Origin of the sequence: Acinetobacter sp. YH16038 (genome assembly GCF_013417275.1) — a bacterium.
In the GTDB taxonomy this organism is placed as follows: domain Bacteria; phylum Pseudomonadota; class Gammaproteobacteria; order Pseudomonadales; family Moraxellaceae; genus Acinetobacter.
The window spans coordinates 1-22813 of the sequence record NZ_VPEG01000004.1 but is presented as its reverse complement, the minus strand read 5'-3'; the positions used below and the strand labels follow the sequence as shown (position 1 = coordinate 22813).

At 43.4% G+C, this 22813-nt stretch carries 18 protein-coding genes and 3 tRNA genes; 10 read left to right on the top strand and 11 right to left on the bottom strand.

The window, feature by feature from the left end:
• Nucleotides 1–2: 2 nt before the first annotated feature.
• Genes hcaC through hcaE form a run of 3 tightly spaced genes read right to left on the bottom strand, consistent with a single transcriptional unit; the run spans nt 3 to nt 2211 of the window.
• On the bottom strand, nt 3–329 hold the full coding sequence (gene hcaC, locus FTV34_RS01570) for a 3-phenylpropionate/cinnamic acid dioxygenase ferredoxin subunit (protein ID WP_004781817.1): 327 nt from the start codon (nt 327–329) through the stop codon (nt 3–5).
• Nucleotides 329–847: a 3-phenylpropionate/cinnamic acid dioxygenase subunit beta gene (gene hcaF / locus FTV34_RS01565; RefSeq protein WP_004781816.1), complete on the bottom strand. Its 519-nt coding sequence runs from the start codon at nt 845–847 to the stop codon at nt 329–331. The genes hcaC and hcaF overlap by 1 nt, the downstream gene beginning before the upstream one ends.
• Entirely contained in the window at nt 844–2211 is a 1368-nt protein-coding gene (gene hcaE, locus FTV34_RS01560) for a 3-phenylpropionate/cinnamic acid dioxygenase subunit alpha (RefSeq protein WP_004781815.1), read from the bottom strand. The genes hcaF and hcaE overlap by 4 nt, the downstream gene beginning before the upstream one ends.
• Nucleotides 2212–2491: 280 nt before the next feature.
• On the opposite strand from hcaE, the gene hcaR reads away from it, so the two are divergent.
• Nucleotides 2492–3400, top strand: coding sequence for a DNA-binding transcriptional regulator HcaR (gene hcaR, locus FTV34_RS01555; protein ID WP_159123907.1), 909 nt, complete (start codon nt 2492–2494; stop codon nt 3398–3400).
• A 376-nt stretch (nt 3401–3776) separates the two neighbouring features.
• On the opposite strand, the gene FTV34_RS01550 is transcribed toward hcaR, so the two are convergent.
• The 7 genes from FTV34_RS01550 to FTV34_RS01520 all read right to left on the bottom strand — a co-directional run bounded on the left by FTV34_RS01550 (nt 3777) and on the right by FTV34_RS01520 (nt 11977).
• Nucleotides 3777–4637 carry an alpha/beta fold hydrolase gene (locus FTV34_RS01550; RefSeq protein ID WP_180068570.1) on the bottom strand — a complete coding sequence of 287 codons (861 nt, stop codon included), beginning with the start codon at nt 4635–4637 and terminating at the stop codon, nt 3777–3779.
• A gap of 283 nt (nt 4638–4920) precedes the next feature.
• Entirely contained in the window at nt 4921–6195 is a 1275-nt protein-coding gene (locus FTV34_RS01545) for an OprD family outer membrane porin (protein WP_180010960.1), read from the bottom strand.
• A 415-nt stretch (nt 6196–6610) separates the two neighbouring features.
• Nucleotides 6611–7630: a 4-hydroxy-2-oxovalerate aldolase gene (gene dmpG / locus FTV34_RS01540; protein ID WP_125279391.1), complete on the bottom strand. Its 1020-nt coding sequence runs from the start codon at nt 7628–7630 to the stop codon at nt 6611–6613.
• Between the two features lie 11 nt (nt 7631–7641).
• Nucleotides 7642–8538, bottom strand: coding sequence for an acetaldehyde dehydrogenase (acetylating) (locus FTV34_RS01535; RefSeq protein WP_180010962.1), 897 nt, complete (start codon nt 8536–8538; stop codon nt 7642–7644).
• Between the two features lie 22 nt (nt 8539–8560).
• Complete coding sequence (locus FTV34_RS01530) at nt 8561–9358, bottom strand: 2-keto-4-pentenoate hydratase (protein WP_004781809.1); 798 nt, start codon at nt 9356–9358, stop codon at nt 8561–8563.
• A gap of 408 nt (nt 9359–9766) precedes the next feature.
• Nucleotides 9767–10435, bottom strand: a complete 669-nt coding sequence (locus tag FTV34_RS01525; protein WP_180010964.1) for an HAD-IA family hydrolase — start codon at nt 10433–10435, stop codon at nt 9767–9769.
• Between the two features lie 573 nt (nt 10436–11008).
• Nucleotides 11009–11977, bottom strand: a complete 969-nt coding sequence (locus FTV34_RS01520; protein WP_004781807.1) for an RluA family pseudouridine synthase — start codon at nt 11975–11977, stop codon at nt 11009–11011.
• Nucleotides 11978–12746: 769 nt separating this feature from the next.
• Between FTV34_RS01520 and FTV34_RS01515 the strand changes: the two genes are divergently transcribed.
• The 5 genes from FTV34_RS01515 (at nt 12747) to FTV34_RS01495 (ending at nt 18699) form a co-directional block, all read left to right on the top strand.
• Complete coding sequence (locus FTV34_RS01515) at nt 12747–16181, top strand: Rne/Rng family ribonuclease (protein ID WP_180068568.1); 3435 nt, start codon at nt 12747–12749, stop codon at nt 16179–16181.
• A gap of 173 nt (nt 16182–16354) precedes the next feature.
• A complete protein-coding gene (locus FTV34_RS01510; protein WP_180010969.1) occupies nt 16355–18196 on the top strand; it encodes a long-chain-acyl-CoA synthetase in 1842 nt (613 codons plus the stop codon).
• Between the two features lie 197 nt (nt 18197–18393).
• A tRNA-Lys gene (locus tag FTV34_RS01505) sits at nt 18394–18469 on the top strand.
• 21 nt (nt 18470–18490) lie between these two features.
• Nucleotides 18491–18566, top strand: a tRNA-Lys gene (locus FTV34_RS01500).
• Nucleotides 18567–18623: 57 nt separating this feature from the next.
• A tRNA-Lys gene (locus FTV34_RS01495) sits at nt 18624–18699 on the top strand.
• Between the two features lie 157 nt (nt 18700–18856).
• Here the strand turns inward: FTV34_RS01495 and FTV34_RS01490 are convergent.
• Nucleotides 18857–19543, bottom strand: coding sequence for a hypothetical protein (locus tag FTV34_RS01490; RefSeq protein WP_159123913.1), 687 nt, complete (start codon nt 19541–19543; stop codon nt 18857–18859).
• A gap of 250 nt (nt 19544–19793) precedes the next feature.
• Here FTV34_RS01490 and FTV34_RS01485 point away from each other — a divergent pair, with 250 nt between their 5' ends.
• The 4 genes from FTV34_RS01485 to FTV34_RS01470 all read left to right on the top strand — a co-directional run.
• A complete protein-coding gene (locus tag FTV34_RS01485; RefSeq protein WP_034169835.1) occupies nt 19794–20066 on the top strand; it encodes a PspC domain-containing protein in 273 nt (90 codons plus the stop codon).
• 179 nt (nt 20067–20245) lie between these two features.
• The gene (locus FTV34_RS01480) at nt 20246–21028 is read left to right on the top strand and encodes a sulfite exporter TauE/SafE family protein (RefSeq protein ID WP_180010971.1); all 783 of its coding nucleotides are present in this window, start codon (nt 20246–20248) and stop codon (nt 21026–21028) included.
• An 84-nt stretch (nt 21029–21112) separates the two neighbouring features.
• Entirely contained in the window at nt 21113–22522 is a 1410-nt protein-coding gene (locus FTV34_RS01475) for a DASS family sodium-coupled anion symporter (protein WP_180068566.1), read from the top strand.
• A gap of 139 nt (nt 22523–22661) precedes the next feature.
• Nucleotides 22662–22813 (top strand): DUF4372 domain-containing protein (locus FTV34_RS01470; protein WP_141214591.1); only part of this gene is annotated, 152 nt, incomplete at its 3' end.

The following is a 22813-nucleotide window of genomic DNA, read 5'->3' as shown; positions in this document are numbered from 1 at the left end:
GATTACTCTCCTGCCATCTCTACGTATAACGCACCATCTTCAAGTACAACTGGGAATGTTTGAATTGGGTCAGTTGCTGGTAAGCAAAGTGCCTGACCTGTTTTCAAACAGAAGCGAGCTGCGTGAAGTGGACATTCCACTGTACCGTCGTCTTCAAGGTAGCCTTCAGACATAGAAGCATTACCGTGTGAACAGCGGTCGTTCATTGCGAAGAATTCGCCACCGTTGTTGAATACTGCAAGCGCTTCGATACCGTTTACGCCGCAATCCACTTTTAACGCTTCGCCTTCGTCTAATTCGTCAACTTGGCAAACAAAAATCTTATTCATTAGAAGAACACACTCAGGTTATGTGAGTTATAGGTAACTTGGTCAAGCGTGATCTTACGGTTGAAGATCTGGAAGCCCAGGCCGCCTTCAACTTTGCGGATCTTGTCATGACGTTTACCACAGTAAATCGTAACGTCTTTCTCTTTCTGGGTACGGTACAGTAGGTATGTCACGTACACATCGTATTCGCCTTCAACTTCAGTTGGCTCAACAATCACGTTGCTCACCATGTGAGTGGTACGTGATGGAGGCTCTTCAGCCCAAGCCATACCAGTTTCTAGACGTGCAACACGACGTTCCAGAAGATCTTTCGTATCGTTGAATACCCAGGTAGTAGGTGGTTCAACTGAACGACGACGGTCACGCGTTTGAGCGTTTGGTGTAGTACGTAGCGTGTAAGAAATATCTTCAGCTAGCGTGTCTAACCACTCGCGGAATTTCCAGTCATCAAGAAGCTTGGCTTCTTGATACAGGAACTGACTAATTTGGTGATGAAGTTCTAAACTGATTTGACTCATTTCATAAGCTCCTTCTCATATTCGTCAGCCGCAGCTTCAACGTCTTCCCATTTTTCATGAATCAATAAATCTGCCCAACGGCGGTACATACCACGTGCTGCAGTTTCAGAGAAAATATAGTTAGTGATACCCGGGATACCATCTTCACGTACTTTCTCGTTACCTTTACCCATTTCCATAATGAGTTTGTTTTGACGCGCTTTGTAACCACGTAAAACTTTTTGGATTTCGATCCAGTTTTCAGAGTCATCTTGCTCCAGGAAGCCTGCAGGACCGAAGGCACGAGTTGCAGAACGTTCAAATGCTGCTTGTACATCTTCTGGTGCGTCCGCATCACAGATACAGAATGCCCAAACTTCAGTTTTGTTTGGACCACGTGGGTGCCATACACGAAGAGTCGCAGTACCGTTCAACCAAGACAATGTAGGGAACATGGTGTTGTGACCCGCTAAACGAAGCGCACGAGTTTCACCTAGGCGTTCTTTCACTTCTTCGTAAGTTTCGCGGAAGTAGTTCGCTACTTCACCGTCAACCCATACGTTTGCATCTGGTTTCTCTGTGAAGAAGAAGCCTGAACCGTGACCACGTGAACCGTATTGGATCGCGTCTTTCGCAGTTTCCCAAACTGGACGAGCAGTTTGTGCAGCACCTAATTTCTTAGAAGATTCGTCGTCTGGTTTCGCACCAAGCACCTGAATTGCAGATGCGTGAGAGAACAACGCGTGATATTGGTCAGATGCGAACTGTTCAGCTGCAAATTTCCAGTTACACTCGATTTCCCATTTGTGTACACCACCCACAATCACAGTACCGCCTTCACGACGATCTACAACACCGTCCAGGTACCAAGCGATATCGCCCATGTATTCTTCTAGATCTGGCGTAGTTTCATCCCAGCATCCGAAAATCAGGCCTTTGTATGATTTAACACGGTTAACTTCTACCAGACCCCATTGTTCTTTACATGCACCATGTGGGTAAGCACGATCTTCAAGCGGGATGTCTTTTAGAGAACCATCAATACCGTATGACCAGCCGTGGTATGGGCAAGTGAACGCACGTGTATTACCACAGTCTGCGAAGCTTACGCGCATAGAACGGTGACGGCATTGGTTTAAGAATGCTTTGATTGAGCCATCTTTTTGGCGTGCCACGATGATTGGATCTTCACCCATGTAGGTATTGAAGAAATCGCCAGCCTTAGGAATTTGGCTTTCATGGCAAAGGAATAACCATGTACGACCGAAGACACGTTCAAGTTCTAATTCGTAAATGTCAGGATCTGTATAGATAGATGGCGTGATACGTCCATTTTGTGCATCGACTAAAGCGTCGATTTCGCGCACATCAATTTTTCCACTCATGAAAAGCTCTCCTGTGACCAGTTATGGCACAAAGTAATAGACTCAACTTTTCAACGATGATGGATTTTAGGGCGGTTTTGGGGAAATATTTTTTTTGTTTCAATTAATAGTTTTAAGCAATTATTCTAGGCGTGTATTTTTATATTAAAACACTAATCAATCCCTCCAAAGCATTTACTTTCTAAATGACAAAATAATCTTCACGACATAGTTGTTTATAGATTATACTCTTCTGAAATTATAGTAAGACATTTTTTGGATTACTCGACGGGCTGATGATATGGAATTACGACACCTCCGCTACTTCATTACTGTGGCTGAAGAACTCAACTTCAGTAAGGCAGCACTCAAACTTTACACGGCTCAGCCATCACTTAGTCAGCAAATCAAAGATTTGGAAGAAGATGTCGGTGTCAAACTGCTACACCGTACCAAGCGTAAAGTCGAACTGACCGAAGAAGGTGCTGTATTCCTAGAACAGGCCCGCCTGACGCTGGCACAAGCCGATAAGGCGATTGCCATGGCCCGTCAAGTCTCACAGGCCAAGCAGCAGATGCTACGCATCGGTTTCGTCCCTGTCGCAGAGATGAAAATCTTCCCGTATATCTTGCCGAATCTGCGCGTGCAAAACCCTGATTTAAAAATTGAATTGCTCAGTCTGAACAATAATGAGCAAATGCGATTATTGAAGAAAGGTGAACTGGATCTAACTTTCACCCGTCACAATTTCCATAGTGATGAAATTGAAAGCCAGTTTGTGATTCGTGAGCCATTGATCTTCATTTTGCCGAAGGATCATCCTTTAGCGAAATACGACCGTATTCCAGTTAAATTACTGAATGGTATAGATTTTATTATTCCATCTGCAGAACAGTCACTCACCCTGCACAATACGATTATGGAATTTGCCAAGACCAATGGCATTGAGCTTAATATTGTGCAAAAGGCGGATAATATCCTGTTCAATATCAACTCGATTGGAATGGGCTTGGGCTGTGCCATCCTGCCAGGCTATATCGCACCATTGACCATGAACAATACTGTAATCCGCCCGCTGGATGTAGAACTTCCCTTTTTAGATCTTTATGTTAGCTATCGCAAGGATAGTAATTCAGTCGCAGTGAAGAAGTTCCTGGAACTCCTGACTCGCGTATTCTACCTAGACATTAACCGCGACGAACCACATTAATTTTCTATTTTTATAGCAGCACACGTAATTTCCTCTGAGAATACGTGTGCTTTTTTGTTTTTATTTTTTCTGATCAAAATTTCATTTTATATTCATTTTTCCTATGACAGACCACATCTAGCTTGGCTTCCAACATCTCCGACCATGGCTTATTAGGTTTAATTTTTGCTCAAATTAGGCTTCTTTTACAACTTAAGTCTAATAAGAAGTCTAGGGCCCATTTTAATTTTTGAAATTCTGATTAATAGCTAAAAGGCATTAAAAACATTCAAAAAATTCACTGAATGAAATGACACTCATTTGGCAGCAGTAAATCAAATATTTTAGAAAGAAAAAAGGATGACCGAAGCCATCCTTTTTCTAAACTGTTTACGACTTATTTTACGCCGTGTACAGCCAGGTAGTTTTTGATCACAGTGTTGAACTCATCTGATTTTTCAACTTGAGACCAGTGACCACATTGACTGAAGATGTGTGCATCAGCATTTGGCACGATGTTCAGGATGTCCCAAGTACGAGAAACCGGAATGACCACGTCTTGAGTACCATGAATCAATAATACAGGTACAGTGATGTCTTTCATTTTTTCGAAGTCTAACGGGAATTCGAAACGGTCACGGTCACGTGCGCCCACTACATCCATCAAACGATTTGATGCATAGTCATTTGCAGCAGAAGCAAAACGTACTTTCACCAGTTCGTCAGTGATCAGGTCTTTGTTCACGACAAACATAGAAAGTGTTTTCTTGATGCCTTCTTCAGTTAATACAGGGTTTGCATGTGCTTTTAGTGCAGCAGTCTGTTTTGCACCGCCAGTACCCATAGACACGATACCTAGAACACGTTCAGGATAATCAAGTGCCATCTGGAATGCCAACCAGCCACCCAGAGAGTTACCCACTAACCAGGTTTTTTCGATACCTAAAGCATCTAGAGTACGTATAGCATGATCCACCCATGCACGGATACCATAAGCAGTACCTGGTGCAACCACAGTTTGGCCATAACCAATAGTATCGATTGCGATACAACGTGCTTGTTCACCAATTGAAGGCAGGTTTAACCACCAGTTAGCCGCAGCAGACACACCCGTACCTGAACCGTGCAGGAACAGAATAGGTGTACCTTCACCAATTTCATGGTAGTGAGTCAACTCACCTTCTGCAGTTTCAATCCATTTGTCTTCTAAGCCGAAGAAAGGATCTGTTTTATAATCAGGGATTTGAACAGTGCTCATCATGATTCCTCTTACAGTTTCTTGCTTGCGTGTTCCTCGATGACGAGAACTCGACGTCAAGTTGACTCATTAAAAATGATCTTTTTACAGTCTTATATTAACCGCTCTACTGTCTTCAACTGATATAAAATTACGATTGCATACTACAAAAAATATATTATTTAAGTATTTGTTTTAATTAATTATTTTAAATTTAAAACCCTGTTTAATTTAAGGCTTTGACTAGATTCTCAACTCAAAAAAAAGCAGCCAGAATACTGACTGCCCTTAAACTGCGCTTAACTTAGAATTTATGAGTATAAGTTGTCGCTACGCGGTATTCCTGAAGATCTGGTTTAGTAGGATTTGCAAAATTTACATCAATATACATCGCTTGGATGCCTAAACCTTTTAACTTACCCTCTGGAACAGTGTAATTCGCAATCAGATTTAACTCATCAGTATTAAAGTTTTGATCATCTGATTTAGCATCATAACCTTTGAAATAAACTGCAGTCGCATTTAAGCCTTTGGCACCCATTTCAGAGAAGTCATAGCCATAAGAAATATTCCATGACTTTTCTTCTGGTGCAGTAAAGGTTGCAACGCCCCAGTTCACCAGATAAGGCTGCGGCACCCAGCCGCCGAGTGATGGAAATGCAGTATCACCAAACATTTGCTGATAACCCAGACCTACGGTATGCGCACCATGATTAACTTTTGCCCCTACTGACAATGCCTGATTATCAATATCACCATACAGTTTGTCACCTGAATCTGAGTTATCAAAATAACGCACATGGCTATCTAATTTGGTTTTTTCGCCTAGCGCAGTTTTGTAATTCACACCCAAGTAATGCTGTTGGTAGATGTCTTGAACATCTGCATACCAGTAGCTACCACCAATTTCAGGCGTGAACTGGTGATCTACACCGGCAATCCACATACCATCAGATTCAGGACCTAAGTCATAATGACCTTGTGTACCATCAGGTAAAGTTCTACCTGGAGAAAATAAAGCTAAATCACGGAACTGATTGTCGTAACGATTATTAATTTTATCAATATAAGCCAAAGTCAGTTTGGTATCTTTAATCTCTTTAGATTCTAACCATGCACCGCTATAAGTAGTGATGAGCTGACGAGATGGATCAAATACCAGCACTGGAGATACAGGCAATAACTCACCCACTTTCAGCTCAGTCTCAGAAACTTTAGCTTTTAAGGTTGCGCCAACTTTACCAAAATGATCTTTAGATTCTTTACCATCGTGAGGCAACACCCAATCCGGATTTTGATCACGGCCTTTGAGTTTAACTGCATGTTGAACCAGAACATCTGCACCAACCTGCACCCCACCACCAATATCGTGATAGCCTGACTTCGCATCCAAAGTCACACCTTGTGACCAAGAACCCCAATTACGTGAAGAAAAATCATCTTGATACTGACGATCTAGATAAAAGTTTTTAAATTTAAGCTGGACATTACTATCGTCAATAAAATCTGCATTCGCTGCAGTTGTTCCTAAACTTGCTGTTGCAGCAAGCATTGCTATCCATAAGTTTTGACGACGCATGGCTTATTCCTAGTAATCAAATTAAGCTATGCCGCTATCATGCTCAACTCTAGTTTTTTTAAAAATCCGACTACAGTATTAAAATTTTTCTATTAATCTCTATAGATAGAATAAGTATGCTGAAATTTGAAAAAGACTTATATTTATAAACAATTAACTAAAATAAAAAATTAACCAGATAATCAATATAAATCCATGTTTTCTCTTATATAAACAGCCATTATTTTTTTATAATTTAAAAATAACTTTTTATTTATCGTTTTTATGTTTAAGGAAATGTGTTTGATTATTTTCTTAAAATAAATAGTAATAATTAAAATATCTTATTCTATCGTTTTAATATCTTATTCATTTTATTCAAATAAATAAAAAAGCGCCCTTTCGGACGCTTTTTTTAAAATTTAGCTTTTAACTATTAAGCTTGAAGCTCTTTCGCTTTAGACATAGTCAATGCCAAATCTTCAATCATATCTTCCTGACCACCAACGGTGCCACGACGACCAAGCTCAAGCAGAATTTCACGAGCAGATACGCCATATTTTGCTTCAGCACGTTTAGCGAACAGCAGGAATGAAGAGTAAACACCCGCATAACCTAAAGTTGCAGCATCACGGTCCGCACGGATCTGATGAGTCATCATTGGAATGATCAGATCTTCTGCAACGTCTTGTACTTTAAACAGGTCAACACCAGTTTCCATTTGCATACGATTGGCAACCGCAACAAACAGTTCAAGTGGCGTATTACCTGCACCAGCACCCAGACCGGCAGATGCCAAGTCAACACGTGTTGCACCCGCTTGTACAGCAGAAACAGAGTTAGCTACGCCCATACCTAAGTTGTGGTGACCATGGAAACCGATTTCGATATCTGAACCCAAGTTAGCACGTAAGATACCTACACGGTCAGTCACGTCTTGCGGAAGCATGTAACCAGCAGAGTCAGTCACATAGATACAGTTAGCACCGTATGACACCATTTTTTGTGCTTCTTCAAGCAATTTTTCAGGTGTTGCCATGTGAGCCATCATCAGGAAGCCCACAGTGTCCATACCCAGTTTACGCGCAGCAGTAATATGCTGTTCAGAAACGTCTGCTTCAGTAGAGTGAGTTGCAACACGGATGGTTGCTACACCTACATCATGCGCCATTTTCAGGTGATCAACCGTACCAATACCAGGAAGTAAAAGTGCAGAAACTTTTGCTTGTTTCAGGTTTGGAATCACTGCTTTCAGGTATTCTTCATCAGTTGCAGCCGCGAAACCGTAGTTCACAGAGTTACCGCCAAGACCGTCACCGTGTGTTACTTCGATTAAAGGTACACCTGCATCATCCAGCGCAGTTGCAATCGCAACCATTTGCTCAGGTGTAGTTTGATGGCGCATGGGATGCATACCATCACGTAAAGTCATATCATTAATAATAATTTTAGACATGAAGGTGCTCCTTAAGCTTCAACTGCATTTAAAACACGTTCTGCAAACATCTCTGCGGTACGTGCAGCTGCTGCAGTCATAATGTCGAGGTTACCTGCATATTTAGGTAAGAAGTCACCTAAACCTTCTACTTCTAGGAAGATAGAAACACGGTTACCATCAAATACTGGACCATTCACAAGTTTGTAACCTGGTACATATTTTTGAACCTCGAGGATCATCGAGTGAACAGATTCAGTAATCGCTGCTTGATCCGGCTCGCCTTCAACGAGACAGTGAACAGTGTCACGCATCATTAACGGTGGCTCAGCCGGGTTAATAATGATGATCGCTTTACCTTGTTTCGCGCCACCCACTTGTTCAATTGCGCCAGCAGTTGTACGTGTGAATTCGTCGATGTTTTTACGTGTGCCTGGACCTACAGATTTTGTAGATACAGTTGCAATGATTTCACCATATTCAACAGGTTGAACACGTGAAATTGCAGCAACCATCGGAATTGTTGCCTGACCACCACATGTCACCATGTTTACGTTTGGCACTTCGCCTTGTTCAAGCAATGCTTCAAGGTTTACTGGTGGTACGCAGTAAGGACCGAGTGCAGCTGGTGTTAAGTCAATCATTAACACGCCAAGCTCGTTCAGCTTACGGCTGTTTTCAGCATGGACATAAGCGGAAGTTGCATCGAATGCGATTTTGATTTCGTCTTCAACAACGTGAGGAAGCAAACCATCTACACCTTCAGCCGTGGTTTTTAAACCCATTTTCGCTGCACGCGCCAGACCTTCAGAAGTTGGGTCGATCCCTACCATCCATACTGGTTCTAACCATTCGCTACGTTGCAGTTTATAAAGCAAATCAGTACCAATGTTACCTGGACCGATCAATGCACATTTAATCTTTTTCATGAATGTACTCTCTTGTATTCCCTTATTCAGCAGCAAAAGCAGCTGTTACTGAACCAAAGCCTTCAATTTCAACTTTGAATTCATCGCCCGGCTGAGCCACGACCATTGGACCTAAAGCACCAGTTAAAATAATGTCGCCTTTTAATAATGGACGGCCACGGCGTACCATTTCGTCAGCTAGCCATACAGCAGCGTTTAATGGGTTCGCCAGACATGCTTTACCCACACCTTGAGAAACCACTTCATCACCACGCGTCATGACCATCTTGCAGTTCACAAGATCAAGGTTTTCCAGTTTGACAGGCTTAGAGCCCAGAACGAATGCAGCAGAAGATGCGTTATCAGCTACGGTATCAATCAGGCTGATTTTCCAGTTTTCGATACGGCTATCGACCACTTCTACAGCAGGAAGTGCATAGTCAGTTGCACTAATGATGTCTGCATACGTATGTTTTGCTTTAGTCAGATCTTCTTTGATGACCAATGCGATTTCAGCTTCAACTTTCGGTTGAATCAGCAAACCTGCAGGGATTGCTTCACCATCGCCATAGGCCATGTCGGCAAACAACATACCGAAGTCAGGCTGATCTACGCCAAGCTGTGCTTGAACCACTTTCGATGTCAAACCAATTTTACGACCTACCAGACGGCGACCTTCCGCCAGAGCACGCTCGGTATTTACTTCCTGAACGGCATAGGCAATATCTACGTCAGCACTTTCACCACCAAGTTCCGGGCGAATCGGTGCGATCGCAGTTTTTGAGAGTTCAGCAGTACGTAATGCTTGTGCAACTGATTCAACAACAGCAGAATTCGACATCAATGTTTCCTTAAACTGCAAAAATGAGGCTTATGCCGAGAACTAAGACAAGCAAAATGTTCTGACCTGATCATTTCGATCATTCCAATAAACAATTGCGCCTAGTACGGGCATATGAATAAACAGTTTTAGGATGGGAAAAATACGACGTGAATGCCAATAGTTATTTTATTTTTTGCAATAGCTATTATCTATAAATTAAATTTATAAAAATCAATTAAAAACATAATCTTATAATTATGAATTAAGTTATATCCAACTAAATAACTCAACAATCATGACAGAACAAAACCACTGTAATCACAACTTTAGACTAAAAGATAAGACCAGTTGTTCAAATCTACCGCATTGATCCGCATCTTCTATTTCAGAAAATGCCGGATCTTGAAGAATGACTAAGATACTGAATTAAATCGCTTCCTTCCATTGGACTTTAGCCAATAAAAAGTCATGCAAACTGCTGACATCCTTTACAATCGACAGTGGATTAAACTGTGCCAAAGTTTCCGGTGTATGTACGCCATAAGTCACACCTACACTTGGCATGGCAATGTTCATCGCCATTTCCAGATCATAAGAAGTGTCACCGACCATAATCGCTTCATGCGCATTGACACCAGTTTCAGCCAGAATTTCAGCCAGCATTAAAGGATCCGGCTTCGAGCGGGTTTCACTTGCTGCACGAGTAGCATGAAACAGCTCCAGACTATTAGTCTGCTTTAATACACGATCCAATCCTTTCCGGCTTTTACCTGTCGCCACTGCCAGTTTGATGCCTTCGTCTTTTAAGCTATACAGCATTTCAGAAACACCCTCAAACCAAGCATCATTCACTGAATTCGCCACATAATGATCTGAATAGGCCTGCAAAATATCCGCATGTAATTCTGGCACACTTGGGAATAGCCGTTGTGCGACTTCTGGCAAACCCAGCCCGATAATGCCCTTCGCATCTGCATCAGTTAACGGTTGCTGAAATTGCTGCGCGGCAAACTGCAGGCTCGACACGATCTGACCCACTGAATCAAATAAAGTGCCATCCCAATCAAAAATGACCAGTTTTACAGGTGAATTCATATAAGGTTCCTAGTATTTGATTTAGTGTTAATCCACCCCAACTCTCCTTTTTCTAAGGAGGGAGAATTTCATCACAAAATAACTTTTATTGTGATATCACAACAGCTATTAGCTATCCAATGGCGACATTGATGTCGCCGTTGATCTGTGGCATAGGGACATGCCATCAGATCAACAGAAGGGGTTTTGTTACTTTTGCCCCCGTCAAAAGTAAAACACTGCCTACGCGATAAAATTTGATTTTATAACTACAAAACTCGGTTGTGCTTTACTTTTACCTCACCTCAGCCCTCTCCTTCTAGGAGAGGGTTTGGGAGAGGTGAGTTAAATTAATTCCCCACCACAATTAACATCAGTGAGCAGCTGTTTTCGTATAGGTATTATCTACTTTTCAAGGATGAAAAGTAGCAAAAATCCTTTGTTACTCTGATGGCACGTCCCTGTACCACAGAGTAACAGCGACATCCATGTCGCCCTTCATTGATTTAGAAATTGTCTTGAATCATCTCTAATAAAGAGGGAAATTTCTCCCACTCAAGTAAAGCAAGATAAGACTCATTAAAAAGCTAAAAATTACTCGTCATCTTCCGTAGGTATTACCACCTTATCCGCCTTTTGCGCACGAAGCTGAGCTACAAGACTCTGCATATCTTCAGGCAAAGGCGCTTCAATCGTCGGATAACCCGGAATTTCTAAGCGCATCGCATGCAGACATAAACGACGTGGTTTTGGTCCACGATATTCAGTCTCGTGACCATATTTCTCATCACCCACTAACGGATGACCAATGCTGAGACCATGTACACGAATCTGATGGGTACGACCAGACAATGGAGAAGCATACACCAGTGTCGCATGCATAAAACGCTCTGCCACATTCCACTGGGTTTTAGACTCTTTGCCTTCTTTAGAGACACGGACACGGCGCTCACCATTAGAAAGTTCATAACGATGCAAAGGTGCATCAATGAGTTGCTTATCTAGCGTTACCTGCCCTTTCACGACAGCGGCATAAGTTTTTTTAATCTTATGTTCACGTAATAAATCTTGTAGCGTTTTTAAGGTACTGCGCTTTTTCGAGATCATCACCAGACCCGATGTGTCACGGTCAATACGGTGAATCAATTCCAGGTATTTTTTACCTGTTGCAGCACGTAGGCCTTCAATCAGGCCATACGCCACACCGCTACCGCCATGCACAGCAATACCCGATGGTTTATTGACAACCATCAAGCCTTCATCTTCATATACCACACGTGACAGAAGACCTTGAGCCACCTTGTCCGAAATCGGCGCTTCTGATTCATCTTTTTGTTCATAACGAATAGGTGCGACACGAATCTGGTCGCCAATCGCCAGTTTGGTTTCGGCCTTAATGCGTTTTTTATTGACGCGAACCTGTCCTTCACGAATCAGACGATAAATCCGACTTTTAGGCACCCCTTTCAGACGACTGAACAAGAAATTATCGATTCGCTGTCCATCTTGATGTTCATCCACTTCAAACCAAGTGACGCTTTGCCATTGTTGTGTAGAATTCATACAGTTACTATGACCCAAAAATTACTAAAATTGATTAAAAACTGATCACTTAGGTTATGCTTTACACAAGAAACATAAGCTTAGCCCATAGGCAGATGATGCAAGGTTTGATATAGTCAGCGCACGGAAACCATCGTTTGTGAGTAAAAGTTGAAGCATTTCAGATTTCTCTGAACTTGATTATTCAATTAAAGACTCACATGATACGGGAAGGTCCCAAAAGAATTATGCCGACGCCGAAGGCTTATTATATCGGCAAACAAAGCAAACTGTTGCGTTTAATTGTACCTCAGGTACATAAATCAGTTTGTCTGAAAAAATATGTCGCCAACCTAGTTGGTTTTTAAACGTAAACTGATACACATCAGATTAGTCGCACCCTGAAGACGACTTCAGGCTACAGCGTTTGATGCATTGGATCTGCACAGTTTGTAAAGATACGACGACAATTCCGTATCAAGACACTTTCTATAAAGAAGGGATGATCTTCGAGCAATGTGACAGTGAAAGTTACTCACATCTAATGCACCGCTTGTCCGCCAGTGAAACGTTCAGGTGACTTTAATCGTTTAAAGATTGAAGCCGTATTGCCATCATCAATACGTGAATCAAAATACCGAAGCTGATCTATATTCAAGTAGACGCCGGGAATAAAAGACTCAGACCACAATGCCAAGCATTGGAGATCTGGGCCATTGATCCGTGATGTGTGATGTTCGCTACGTGAATAGCGATTTTTTGCTGTGTATCACTATAAGGTGTTACACCCATGAAACGTATGTTGATTAATGCAACACATGCCGAAGAAATTCGCGTTGCACTTGTCACTGGTCAGCGTCTTTACGATTTCGATTTAGAGAATCGTACCCGTGAACAAAAAAAATCTAATATCTATAAAGGTCACGTGACTCGCGTTGAACCTTCTTTAGAAGCTGTATTCGTTGAATACGGCGCAGGTCGCCAAGGCTTCCTGTCTATGCGTGAAATCGCAAACTCTTATTACAAAGCCGATCCTCGCCAAACTTCAAATATCCGTGAACTGATTACTGAAGGTACTGAACTTCTGGTTCAGGTGGAAAAAGAAGAGCGCGGCAATAAAGGCGCTGCTCTCTCAACTTTCATCTCTTTAGCTGGTCGTTATCTGGTTCTGATGCCAAACAACCCGAAAGGTGGCGGTATCAGCCGTCAGATTTCTGGTTCAGTACGTGAAGAACTGAAAGAAATGCTGGCCTCTTTAAATGTGCCACGTGGTATGAGCGTCATTGTTCGTACAGCAGGCATTGGCCGTTCTCAAGAAGAATTACAGCTTGATCTGCAACATTTGCTAGACCTTTGGGCACAAATTCAAAGCACTGCAAATTCAGGTCCATCACCTATGCTGGTCCATCAGGAAGCAGGTGTGGTAACTCGTGCCATCCGTGATTACCTGCGTGATGATGTAGCAGAAATCCTGATTGACTCTGAGCAAGCCTATAACGAAGCTTATAACTTCGTTAAAGCAGTAATGCCGCTTCAGTTAGACAAACTGAAAACTTATACATTGAATGAGCCTTTGTTTGCGCATTTCGGTATCGAAAGCCAAATTCAAACTGCTTATGAACGTGAAGTAAAACTGCCTTCAGGCGGTTCGATCGTGATCGATCAAACTGAAGCTTTAGTTTCAATCGACATTAACTCGGCAAAATCAACTCGCGGTCAGGACGTTGAAGATACAGCGTTAAATACCAACCTTGAAGCCGCTGAAGAAATTGCTCGCCAATTACGTTTACGTGATATCGGTGGCTTAGTTGTCATCGACTTCATCGACATGACCAAAGACCGCAACCAGCGTATGGTAGAAGCGAAACTGCGTGAAGCAACTCAAAGCGACCGCGCACGTATCCAGTTCGGCCAACTGTCTCGTTTCGGCCTGATGGAAATGAGCCGTCAACGTCTGCGTCCATCGCTTGAAGAAGCAACTGGTTATGTCTGCCCACGCTGTCATGGTACCGGTATGGTACGTGACCTGCGTTCTCTATCACTTTCAATTATGCGTAAAGTGGAAGAAATCGCACTACGTGAACGTCATGGTGAAGTTCAGGTTGAAGTACCGGTAGAAATTGCGGCGTTCATGCTCAATGAAAAACGTCACAGCCTGGTATATCTGGAACAAACTTCAAATACACGTGTGACTGTACTTCCACATCCACACTTGGAAACACCTCACTACGAAATTTCGTATAATCCTGAAGGTTTCGCACCGACAAGTTACGAGCGTACTGAAGCAACCCGTTCAAGCGAAAAAGAACTGGGCTATGAGTCTTCTGAGTGGCATTTAGAAGAAGAACATACGCATACCGCTGCACCAGCACCTACTCAGCAGCAAAACAACGGCAAAAACAATAAACGCCGCAATAACCAGAATCAGCAAAACGTACAGCAAGCACCTGCTGCACAACAGGCACCTGCTCAAGTTGCCGCACCTGCTGCCAGCCCATGTGCATGGTTAGAAAACCTGTTTGTACAAAAACAGGCAACTACTGTTGATCAATCTCGCACAGCGAACAATGCTGCTGCTGCTATTGAACAGATGGTGAATGGCGGTGCAGTGAGCCGTGGCCAGTTCGGCCAGGTTGCTCCTGTAACACCAGCAGTATCCGCACAGCCAACAGCTGTTGCAGCACCAGCAACTACCGGCAATGCTTATCTGGCGCCATCGACTGTAGTCCATAAACCAGAGCGTGATCAGTCTGAAAAAGCTGAACGTGAAGAGAAATCACAGCGTCATAACAAGAAAGCACGTAGCAACAAGCACAAAGAGCCACGTGAACAGGCGCAGTCTGATAATGCATCACAACATCAGGTGCATGAAGAAGTGGTTCAGGTTTCTCGTCAGGAACAACGTCAGGAAGCGCGTGAAAACAAACGCAACTCTCGCCGTCAGCACCACAATGAGTCTGCACAGCAAAGCGATACTCACGGCAATGAGCAACAGCAAAACGTGCCACGTCGTGACCGTCGCAACCAGCAACGTCCAGAACGTCCAAATCGCCACCGCGATCCAAGTGTTCTAAATGAACAAGCTGCACCTCAAGCACCTGCTGCCGTTGAAGCGCCAGCAGTCAATGAAAAGCAAGTTCGTGTGGAACTGGTCGATGCTCCTCGTAAAGAAGTGATGCCAACAGCAATGGTGGTAAATATTGACGAGGCGAAAAGCGAAATTGTGGCATTGAATGACACTGCTCCAGTCGCAAAACCTGCTGTTGAAGTGACTGCCCCTGCCGATGCTCCTGTAGAAGCACCAGCTGCGGAAGAGTTCCTGGCTGAAGTGACTGCATCTGCTCCTGCAGAGAAAACGCCTGAAGCTCAGTCATCATCAAAACAGCGTGCCAGCAATGACCCACGTCAACGTCGTCGCGACCGTCGTGCTGCACAAGGCCAACAGGCGAAAACTCAGCAATTGACACCATCACAGGTGCCAACACTTGGCCAATACACTATTGGTAGCCTGATTCGCCATGTTTATGGTGAAGACTGTTCAGTCCTGATTGAACAGTTCGGTCTGTTACCAACATTTAACCGTGCATTGCAAAAGTTCACGCAGGAATATAATGCGACTTTAGCAACGGTTTCGACCGCGGCCACAGAGAAAAAACCTGTAACTCGCGATGTAGAAGTCAGCAAAGCGCAACCTGAAGCAGAACCTGCACCTGTGCTGGATTTAACTCCGCCTGCACCGGTTTCAGAGAAACGTGTGGCGAATGATCCACGTGAGCGTCGCCGTCTTGCTAAACTGGCTGCCGAGCAAGCGTTACAGCAGGCAAAACAGCAAGCACAAGCTGAAGCAGAATCTACTGCGGTTGAACCTGTTCCAGAAGCAACGGCTCCAGCAGAAGAAGCAAAAGCTGAAAGTGCTGAAGCTACACCTGCTGAAGCTCCGGTAGCTGCAGTAGAAAGTGCTGATACAACTGAAGCGACTCAAACTCCTGAGCCAGCTGCGGAAGCATCTGTAGAAACTGCGAAAGCTGAACAGGCTCCCGCTGAAGAAGTCACTGAAACAACTACAGTTGAAGTAACTCCAGCAGAAAACAAAGCTGCACCTACCGAAACTCCGGAAGCCGATAAAGCTGAAGAAACTGTAGCAAAAGCTGAAAAACCGGCTGCCCGCCCACGTCGCCCACGTGGCCGTCCACCGAAAAAAACCAATACTGCAACTGAGTCATAATTCGCCCAATTGCAGTTAACTAAAAAACCTAGTCATTTCGGTGGCTAGGTTTTTTTTGCTAGATTTTGTCAGAATAGGTTGATTACTCTAGTTTCAACACGCTAAAAGATGGCTACCATCCGTTTATTGCATATAAATTAAACGCATTGGATACGAAAAATAATAGGACGCCCATGACCCAGACGAATCAACCCGATCTTATTGGCATTGCAGATGTCGCAGCCAAAATCCCTGCCTTCATCAGTAAGGTCCCTAATCTGCTAAACGGACTGCGACAGGCGTATTTACGTACTCCCAATACGCCCGCAGGCCTGGGTTTGGCTTTTGAAAAAGCAACACAGCGTAATCCTGAAGGTATTGCATTACGTTTTGAGGATCAGTCCTATACCTATGCTCACCTAAATGGCTGGGCGAACCAGATCGCACATTTCTACCTCTCTCTCGGTGCACAGAAAGGTGATGTGGTGGCCGTGATGGTCGAAAACCGTCCGGAGTTTATTGCCAGTGTGATTGGCCTGGCCAAGCTGGGCATCACGATTGCGCTGGTGAATACCTCTCAGGTCGGTAAAGTCCTGACACATAGTATTAACCTGGTGAAACCGATTGCAGTCATTGTCGGTGAAGAGTGCCGTGCTGCTATTGATGAAATCCGTCATGATCTCAATATTGCCGCTGACCGTTTTCACTGGTTTGCCGATCAGAATACGCAAGAAAATCCCGGACAGGCACCTGAAGGTTTTATCAACCTGGCAGAGCAGATTGACCAGTTCCCGAAATTCAATACACCGACTACGCATTCGGTACAGGGCAAAGACGGCCTGTTCTATATCTATACTTCAGGCACCACTGGCTTACCTAAAGCTGTGGTCTTTACCAATAGCCGCTGGACACTCGCCTATGGCACCTATGGCCATGTCCTGAACCTGAATAAAGATGACGTGATGTACTGCACCCTGCCGCTTTATCATGCGACAGGTATTGTGGTGTGCTGGTGTGGGGTGATTGCCGGAAGCAGTACTTTTGCCATCCGTCGCAAGTTCTCCACCTCTTCCTTCTGGAAAGATGTCAAAAAATTTGATGCTTCTGCGATTGGTTATGTCGGTGAACTTTGCCGCTACCTGATGGATGCCCCACCGTCTGAACTGGAAAAAGGCCATCGTGTCACCAAGATGATTGGTAATGGCATGCGCCCGAATATCTGGGATAAATTCAAATCCCGTTTTGGCATCAAGGAAGTACTGGAACTGTATGCCTCAAGTGAAGGTAATGTCGGTTTCAGCAATGTCTTTAACTTTGACAATACTGTCGGTTTCTCACCAACGCCTTATGCCATTATCGAATTTGATAAAGATAAAAATGAGCCTGTGCGTGATGCCAAAGGTCGCTGCAAACGGGTAAAAAAAGGTGAAACCGGTTTATTGATCGGTAAAATTACCCGCCGCTCCCCTTTCGATGGTTATACCGATCCGGAAAAGAACAAGGCAGTCATCATGCATGACGTGTTCAGTAAAGGTGATTCCTACTTCAATACCGGCGATCTGGTGCGTAATATCGGTTTCCGTCATGCCCAGTTTGTTGATCGTCTCGGTGATACCTTCCGCTGGAAAGGTGAAAATGTTTCAACGACTGAAGTCGAAAACATGCTGACCGAGTATGACAAAATTATCGAAGCTGTGGTTTATGGCGTAGAAATTCCAAATACCAATGGCCGTGCCGGTATGGCTGCAATTACCCTGCAACCGGGAAGCACCCTGGATGAGCAAGACCTGAAAAATATGGTCAGCACCTTTAAACGCTGTCTGCCTGCATATGCAGTTCCAGTTTTTCTGCGCATTCAAGAACAGGTAGAAACGACCGGTACCTTCAAGTATCAGAAAAACAAACTGAAAGAACAGGCTTTTGACCCAAACAAAACCGATGAACGCTTGCTGGTTTTATTGCCAGGCAGCGATGCGTATTGTGAGCTGACTCAAGAAATTTTTGAGAACATTCAAGCCTATCAATATCGTTTCTAAGTGCTGAAGTTGCCTATTTTTTGTTTAGATAAAGCAGAATTGTTGTATTTATAATCAAACATAGGCAACTTTGTTATTTTTTACTTGCGCTGCAATGAGATCTTGCTACAATACGCTCCATCAAACAAAGTGGTGCTTTCAGAACTCTTTAGTTTCTTTTGCACTGCACAATTAAGCCTTGCTTGATTGTTGGTTCAGGGCCGTTAGCTCAGTTGGTAGAGCAGTGGACTTTTAATCCATTGGTCCCGCGTTCGAGTCGCGGACGGCCCACCATTAAATTTGATATCCCCTGATGGGCCGTTAGCTCAGTTGGTAGAGCAGTGGACTTTTAATCCATTGGTCCCGCGTTCGAGTCGCGGACGGCCCACCATCATTTCTAAAATCTCTTTTTAGAAACTTCAATCAAAGCTACTTTGATTACCCGAATGGGCCGTTAGCTCAGTTGGTAGAGCAGTGGACTTTTAATCCATTGGTCCCGCGTTCGAGTCGCGGACGGCCCACCATTCTCCCCTCTATATTTATTTCTTCTTTCAATATTCTTATAATATTTCATATATTATTCAGTTCATTCTTTTTATTTAAGCGCAATTCATCCTGACAATTTTAGAATCGCCATTTCCATTTACTCTGTTTTTAAATTTTTTACAGATTTTATCGCTTTTATTCTGTCATCTTAAATTCAGAATCTTTGACCAACTCATACGCTTTAGAAGGTGCAGGATAACCCTGATCAAATAACTGCTGGTTTGCCCGTTCTTTTTCGTCATAAATTTTTTCCAGATTCATGACCAGATGGGTTGGGCTTTTAATTGTATAATAGAATTTTGCCCCCTCTTTACGGTCCACGATCAGTTCAGTTTGTTCCGGATTAATCGTCCAGCGGTCCTTACGATAGGTCACATTGCTTTCGGTCTGAACTCGTCTGGAATTATTCACAAAGACTTTGCCATAATGCACGATACTGCGATGCACTGTACCATCTGGCAATAAAGTCAAAATAAACACCGACTTCCCTTCCGTACAAGGTGCAAACCGTCCGTCACAATCAATCTGGGTAAGATAACGCCCGACATAGCTTTTGGCATAATCCGGTACAGGTTTAGGATCGACATTTGGTTCTACAGGCAATGCATTATAGGTTGCAGTCTGGGTGAGCGATTTAGCATTACGGGTGTCATAACTTTCATTGGCGGCGGAGATGACTACGCCATCTTGTGCCAAAGTTTTCGTAGTATCAGGTAAGGGTTTGCTTTGATGGTCATCACAGGCAATCAGTCCTGCAACACTTCCCAGCACAAATCCAAGCCGGCATAAACCACTTAAATGATGCGATACATTCGATTTCATTTTAAAAATATACCTGAAGGGGTGCACATCTATATAGGCAGACGACTCACTGAAAACTTATAAGTTTTAATAATGAATTCAATGGAATTTTTATGATCTTAGTGATTTTTTAAGGATTATTTAATCTCCCGTAACATTACTTAACGAATTTATTTTCAATAGATACTTTAAAAATTCAGATAAAACTCCATTCTTATAAATACGAGTCATTTTTTAGACTCAACCTTATTTTTTCTTTTAGGAGACTTGGATGGCCAATGTTGGTTTATATCGCTCTAACCGCTCAAACATGATTGCAGGTGTAATGGGCGGTATTGCTGAACGTTTTGGTTGGAACGCAAATTTATTACGCTTGATCTTCGTGATTATTTCGGTCATGAGTGCTGCTTTCCCGGGTATCTTAGTTTATCTGGTTCTATGGTTAGTGATGCCAAAAAAGAATTCTATGCCTGATTATGCTGCGAGCAGAACTGATTATGAACGTCCTGTGCGTACCGTGAATCAGGATAAAGACTACCGATAAAATCGTTTCCTCTTTCACCTAAATATTCATATGGTGAAATTTTTATGCCACGGTCTTTCCCCCAAAAGATCGTGGTTTTTTTTGCCTGATTTTAGGTTTTGGTCTTATTACCATTTTATGCTTTACCCTGCTCACCTGTTCAGGGTAAGTTGATACTTTATTCTTGAAATGGATTCCAGATGACACAGGCAGAATGGATTGTGCTTTGGCTGTGTGCGATCGCAGCATTACTGCATGGGGTCAGTGGCTTTGGCTTTCCTATGCTGAGTACGGCTGCCTTATCCAGTGAATATGCCTTAAGTACAGCAGTCACCTTAGTGATCCTCCCCTGCCTGTTATTGAACCTTTGGATGCTCAATAGCGATCCAAAACATAGCCTGTTGCAGAGCATTTGCTATTATGTCTCACGCTATTGGCCACTCATGTTAAGCAGCTTGGTCGGTAGTGTGCTGGGGGTCAAATTACTCATCTGGATCAATGAAGGCTATCTTAAATTATTACTGGGTCTGGTGATTATTTTCTATGTACTGGATCAGTTACGCTCTACTCCGCTTCGGGTCAGTAGCAGTCAGCTCAGTATGCTAGGATTCGGTTTACTGGCCGGCATGATTGGAGGTGCAACCAATGCCATGGCCCCCTTCCTGATGATGTATCTGCTTAGCTGCCAGCTCTCCAAAACTGATATCGTCATCATCAGTAATCTTAACTTTATTGCCAGCAAACTGGTGCAGTTGACCTTACTCTTCCCGATCCTCATTTCTTTACAAACCCATCAGCGACATATCCTGCTCGGAATCATGTTATTTGCACTCATCGGCGTCTGGCTGGGTGGAAAAATACGGCATCGACTTTCCCAGCAACATTTCAAATATCTGGTGCTGTTTTTTCTATTTGGACTGGGGATTTACGCACTTTGGCAAAGTGTGGGATTATTACAACACTCTACTATACTGTTTAAATAATATCTTTTTTAATCAAAACACATATTCACTTTTATAAGAATTTCAAAAACGCTTTTAAATAAAAAAGTTGAGCAAGGAGGTTGTATGAACGACCCTTTACGCACCCCGACTAATGCCATGCCAAAAGGAATTCGCAAAGGCTGGATTTTAATTGTGATCGCTGCCGTGATCTCTTATGGCTTGTATCATATTTTACCCTATGACGAAAATGCCAATAAGGGATTGGCCCTACTGACCTTTATCGCCATTCTATGGCTGACCGAAGCCCTGCATATTACGATTACAGCCCTACTCATACCGGTACTGGCGATTGTATTGAGTATGCCGATGGCAGATGGTGATGAACTGGTACCGATTAGCATGCAGGCAGCACTCGCTACCTTTGCCGATCCCGTGATTTTCCTGTTTTTTGGTGGTTTTGCTTTGGCTACGGCGCTGCATATCCAGAAACTGGACAAGAAGATTGCCACATGGATTATCTCGCTCTCCGGTGGACATCTCGGTGCTTCGGTACTAGCTATCTTTTTAGTAACTGCTGCCCTGTCGATGTGGATTTCCAATACCGCCACCGCAGCTATGATGTTGCCTCTGGCGCTGGGTTTACTTGCGCATCTGGATGCCGAAAAAGAACGTAAAACCTTTGTATTTATTCTGCTCGGGATTGCCTATTCAGCCAGTATTGGTGGCTTGGGCACCATCGTCGGTTCTCCACCGAATGCGATTGCAGCCAAAGCCCTCGGTTATGACTTCGCTGACTGGATGAAAGTCGGCCTGCCAATGATGTTCATTATTCTGCCAGCAATGTTGATCAGTCTGTATGTGGTATTGCGTCCAAAACTGAATCATAAGGTGAATTTTGTCACTGAAAATATCCCCTGGACCACCACCCGTATTGCGACGATGGTGTTGTTCCTCTGTACGGCGATGGCCTGGATTTTCAGTAAAAAATTGACTGAAAATTTCGGTATTTCACAGCCTGATACCTGGATCGCGATTCTGGCACCCTGTCTGGTGGTGATTCTGGGTACGGCTACATGGAAACAGGTTGCTGAAAATACCGATTGGGGCGTGCTCTATCTGTTTGGTGGCGGCTTGACCTTAAGTGCTGTCTTGAAGGATTCAGGCAGTTCTCTGGTTTTAGGTCAAACACTGGCAAATGCTTTCGGTGACTCCTCGCCTCTCGTAATTATCTTCGTTGTGGCAACCTTCATCATCTTCCTGACTGAATTTACCAGTAATACTGCCTCAGCTGCCTTACTGGTTCCGGTCTTTGCCGCCATTGCCGACCAGATGGGTATGCCTAAAGAGATTCTGGTGATTGTGATCGGGATTGGGGCTTCTTGTGCCTTCATGCTACCTGTGGCGACACCACCGAATGCGATTGTGTTTGGTACTGGCCATATTCAACAAAGTGAAATGATGAAAGTCGGCTTTGTCCTGAATATCATGTGTATTTTCTTGGTTTCCCTGTTTATTTACTGGTTCTTTATCTAAGTTTAAATAAATCCAGATTCCAAATTAAAAAGCACCCGAGGGCACTGCTGTCCCATAGTTTGCTTTAAATAAAAAAACCTGAGTCCTAACAGTTAAAATATGAGTGCAAACAAACACTTTAACGACCAGGATTCAGGTTTTGTCCCATCAGAATACCGTATTTCATGAGCTAATTAAACCTGTTGTGCGACAGGATTTTGAACAACTTGCTAAAGTACACCATGTTGGACAGAAATTTAGAGCGGCTTCCCGGTGGGATCAGTTTATTGCCATATTGATGTCTCAATTCTC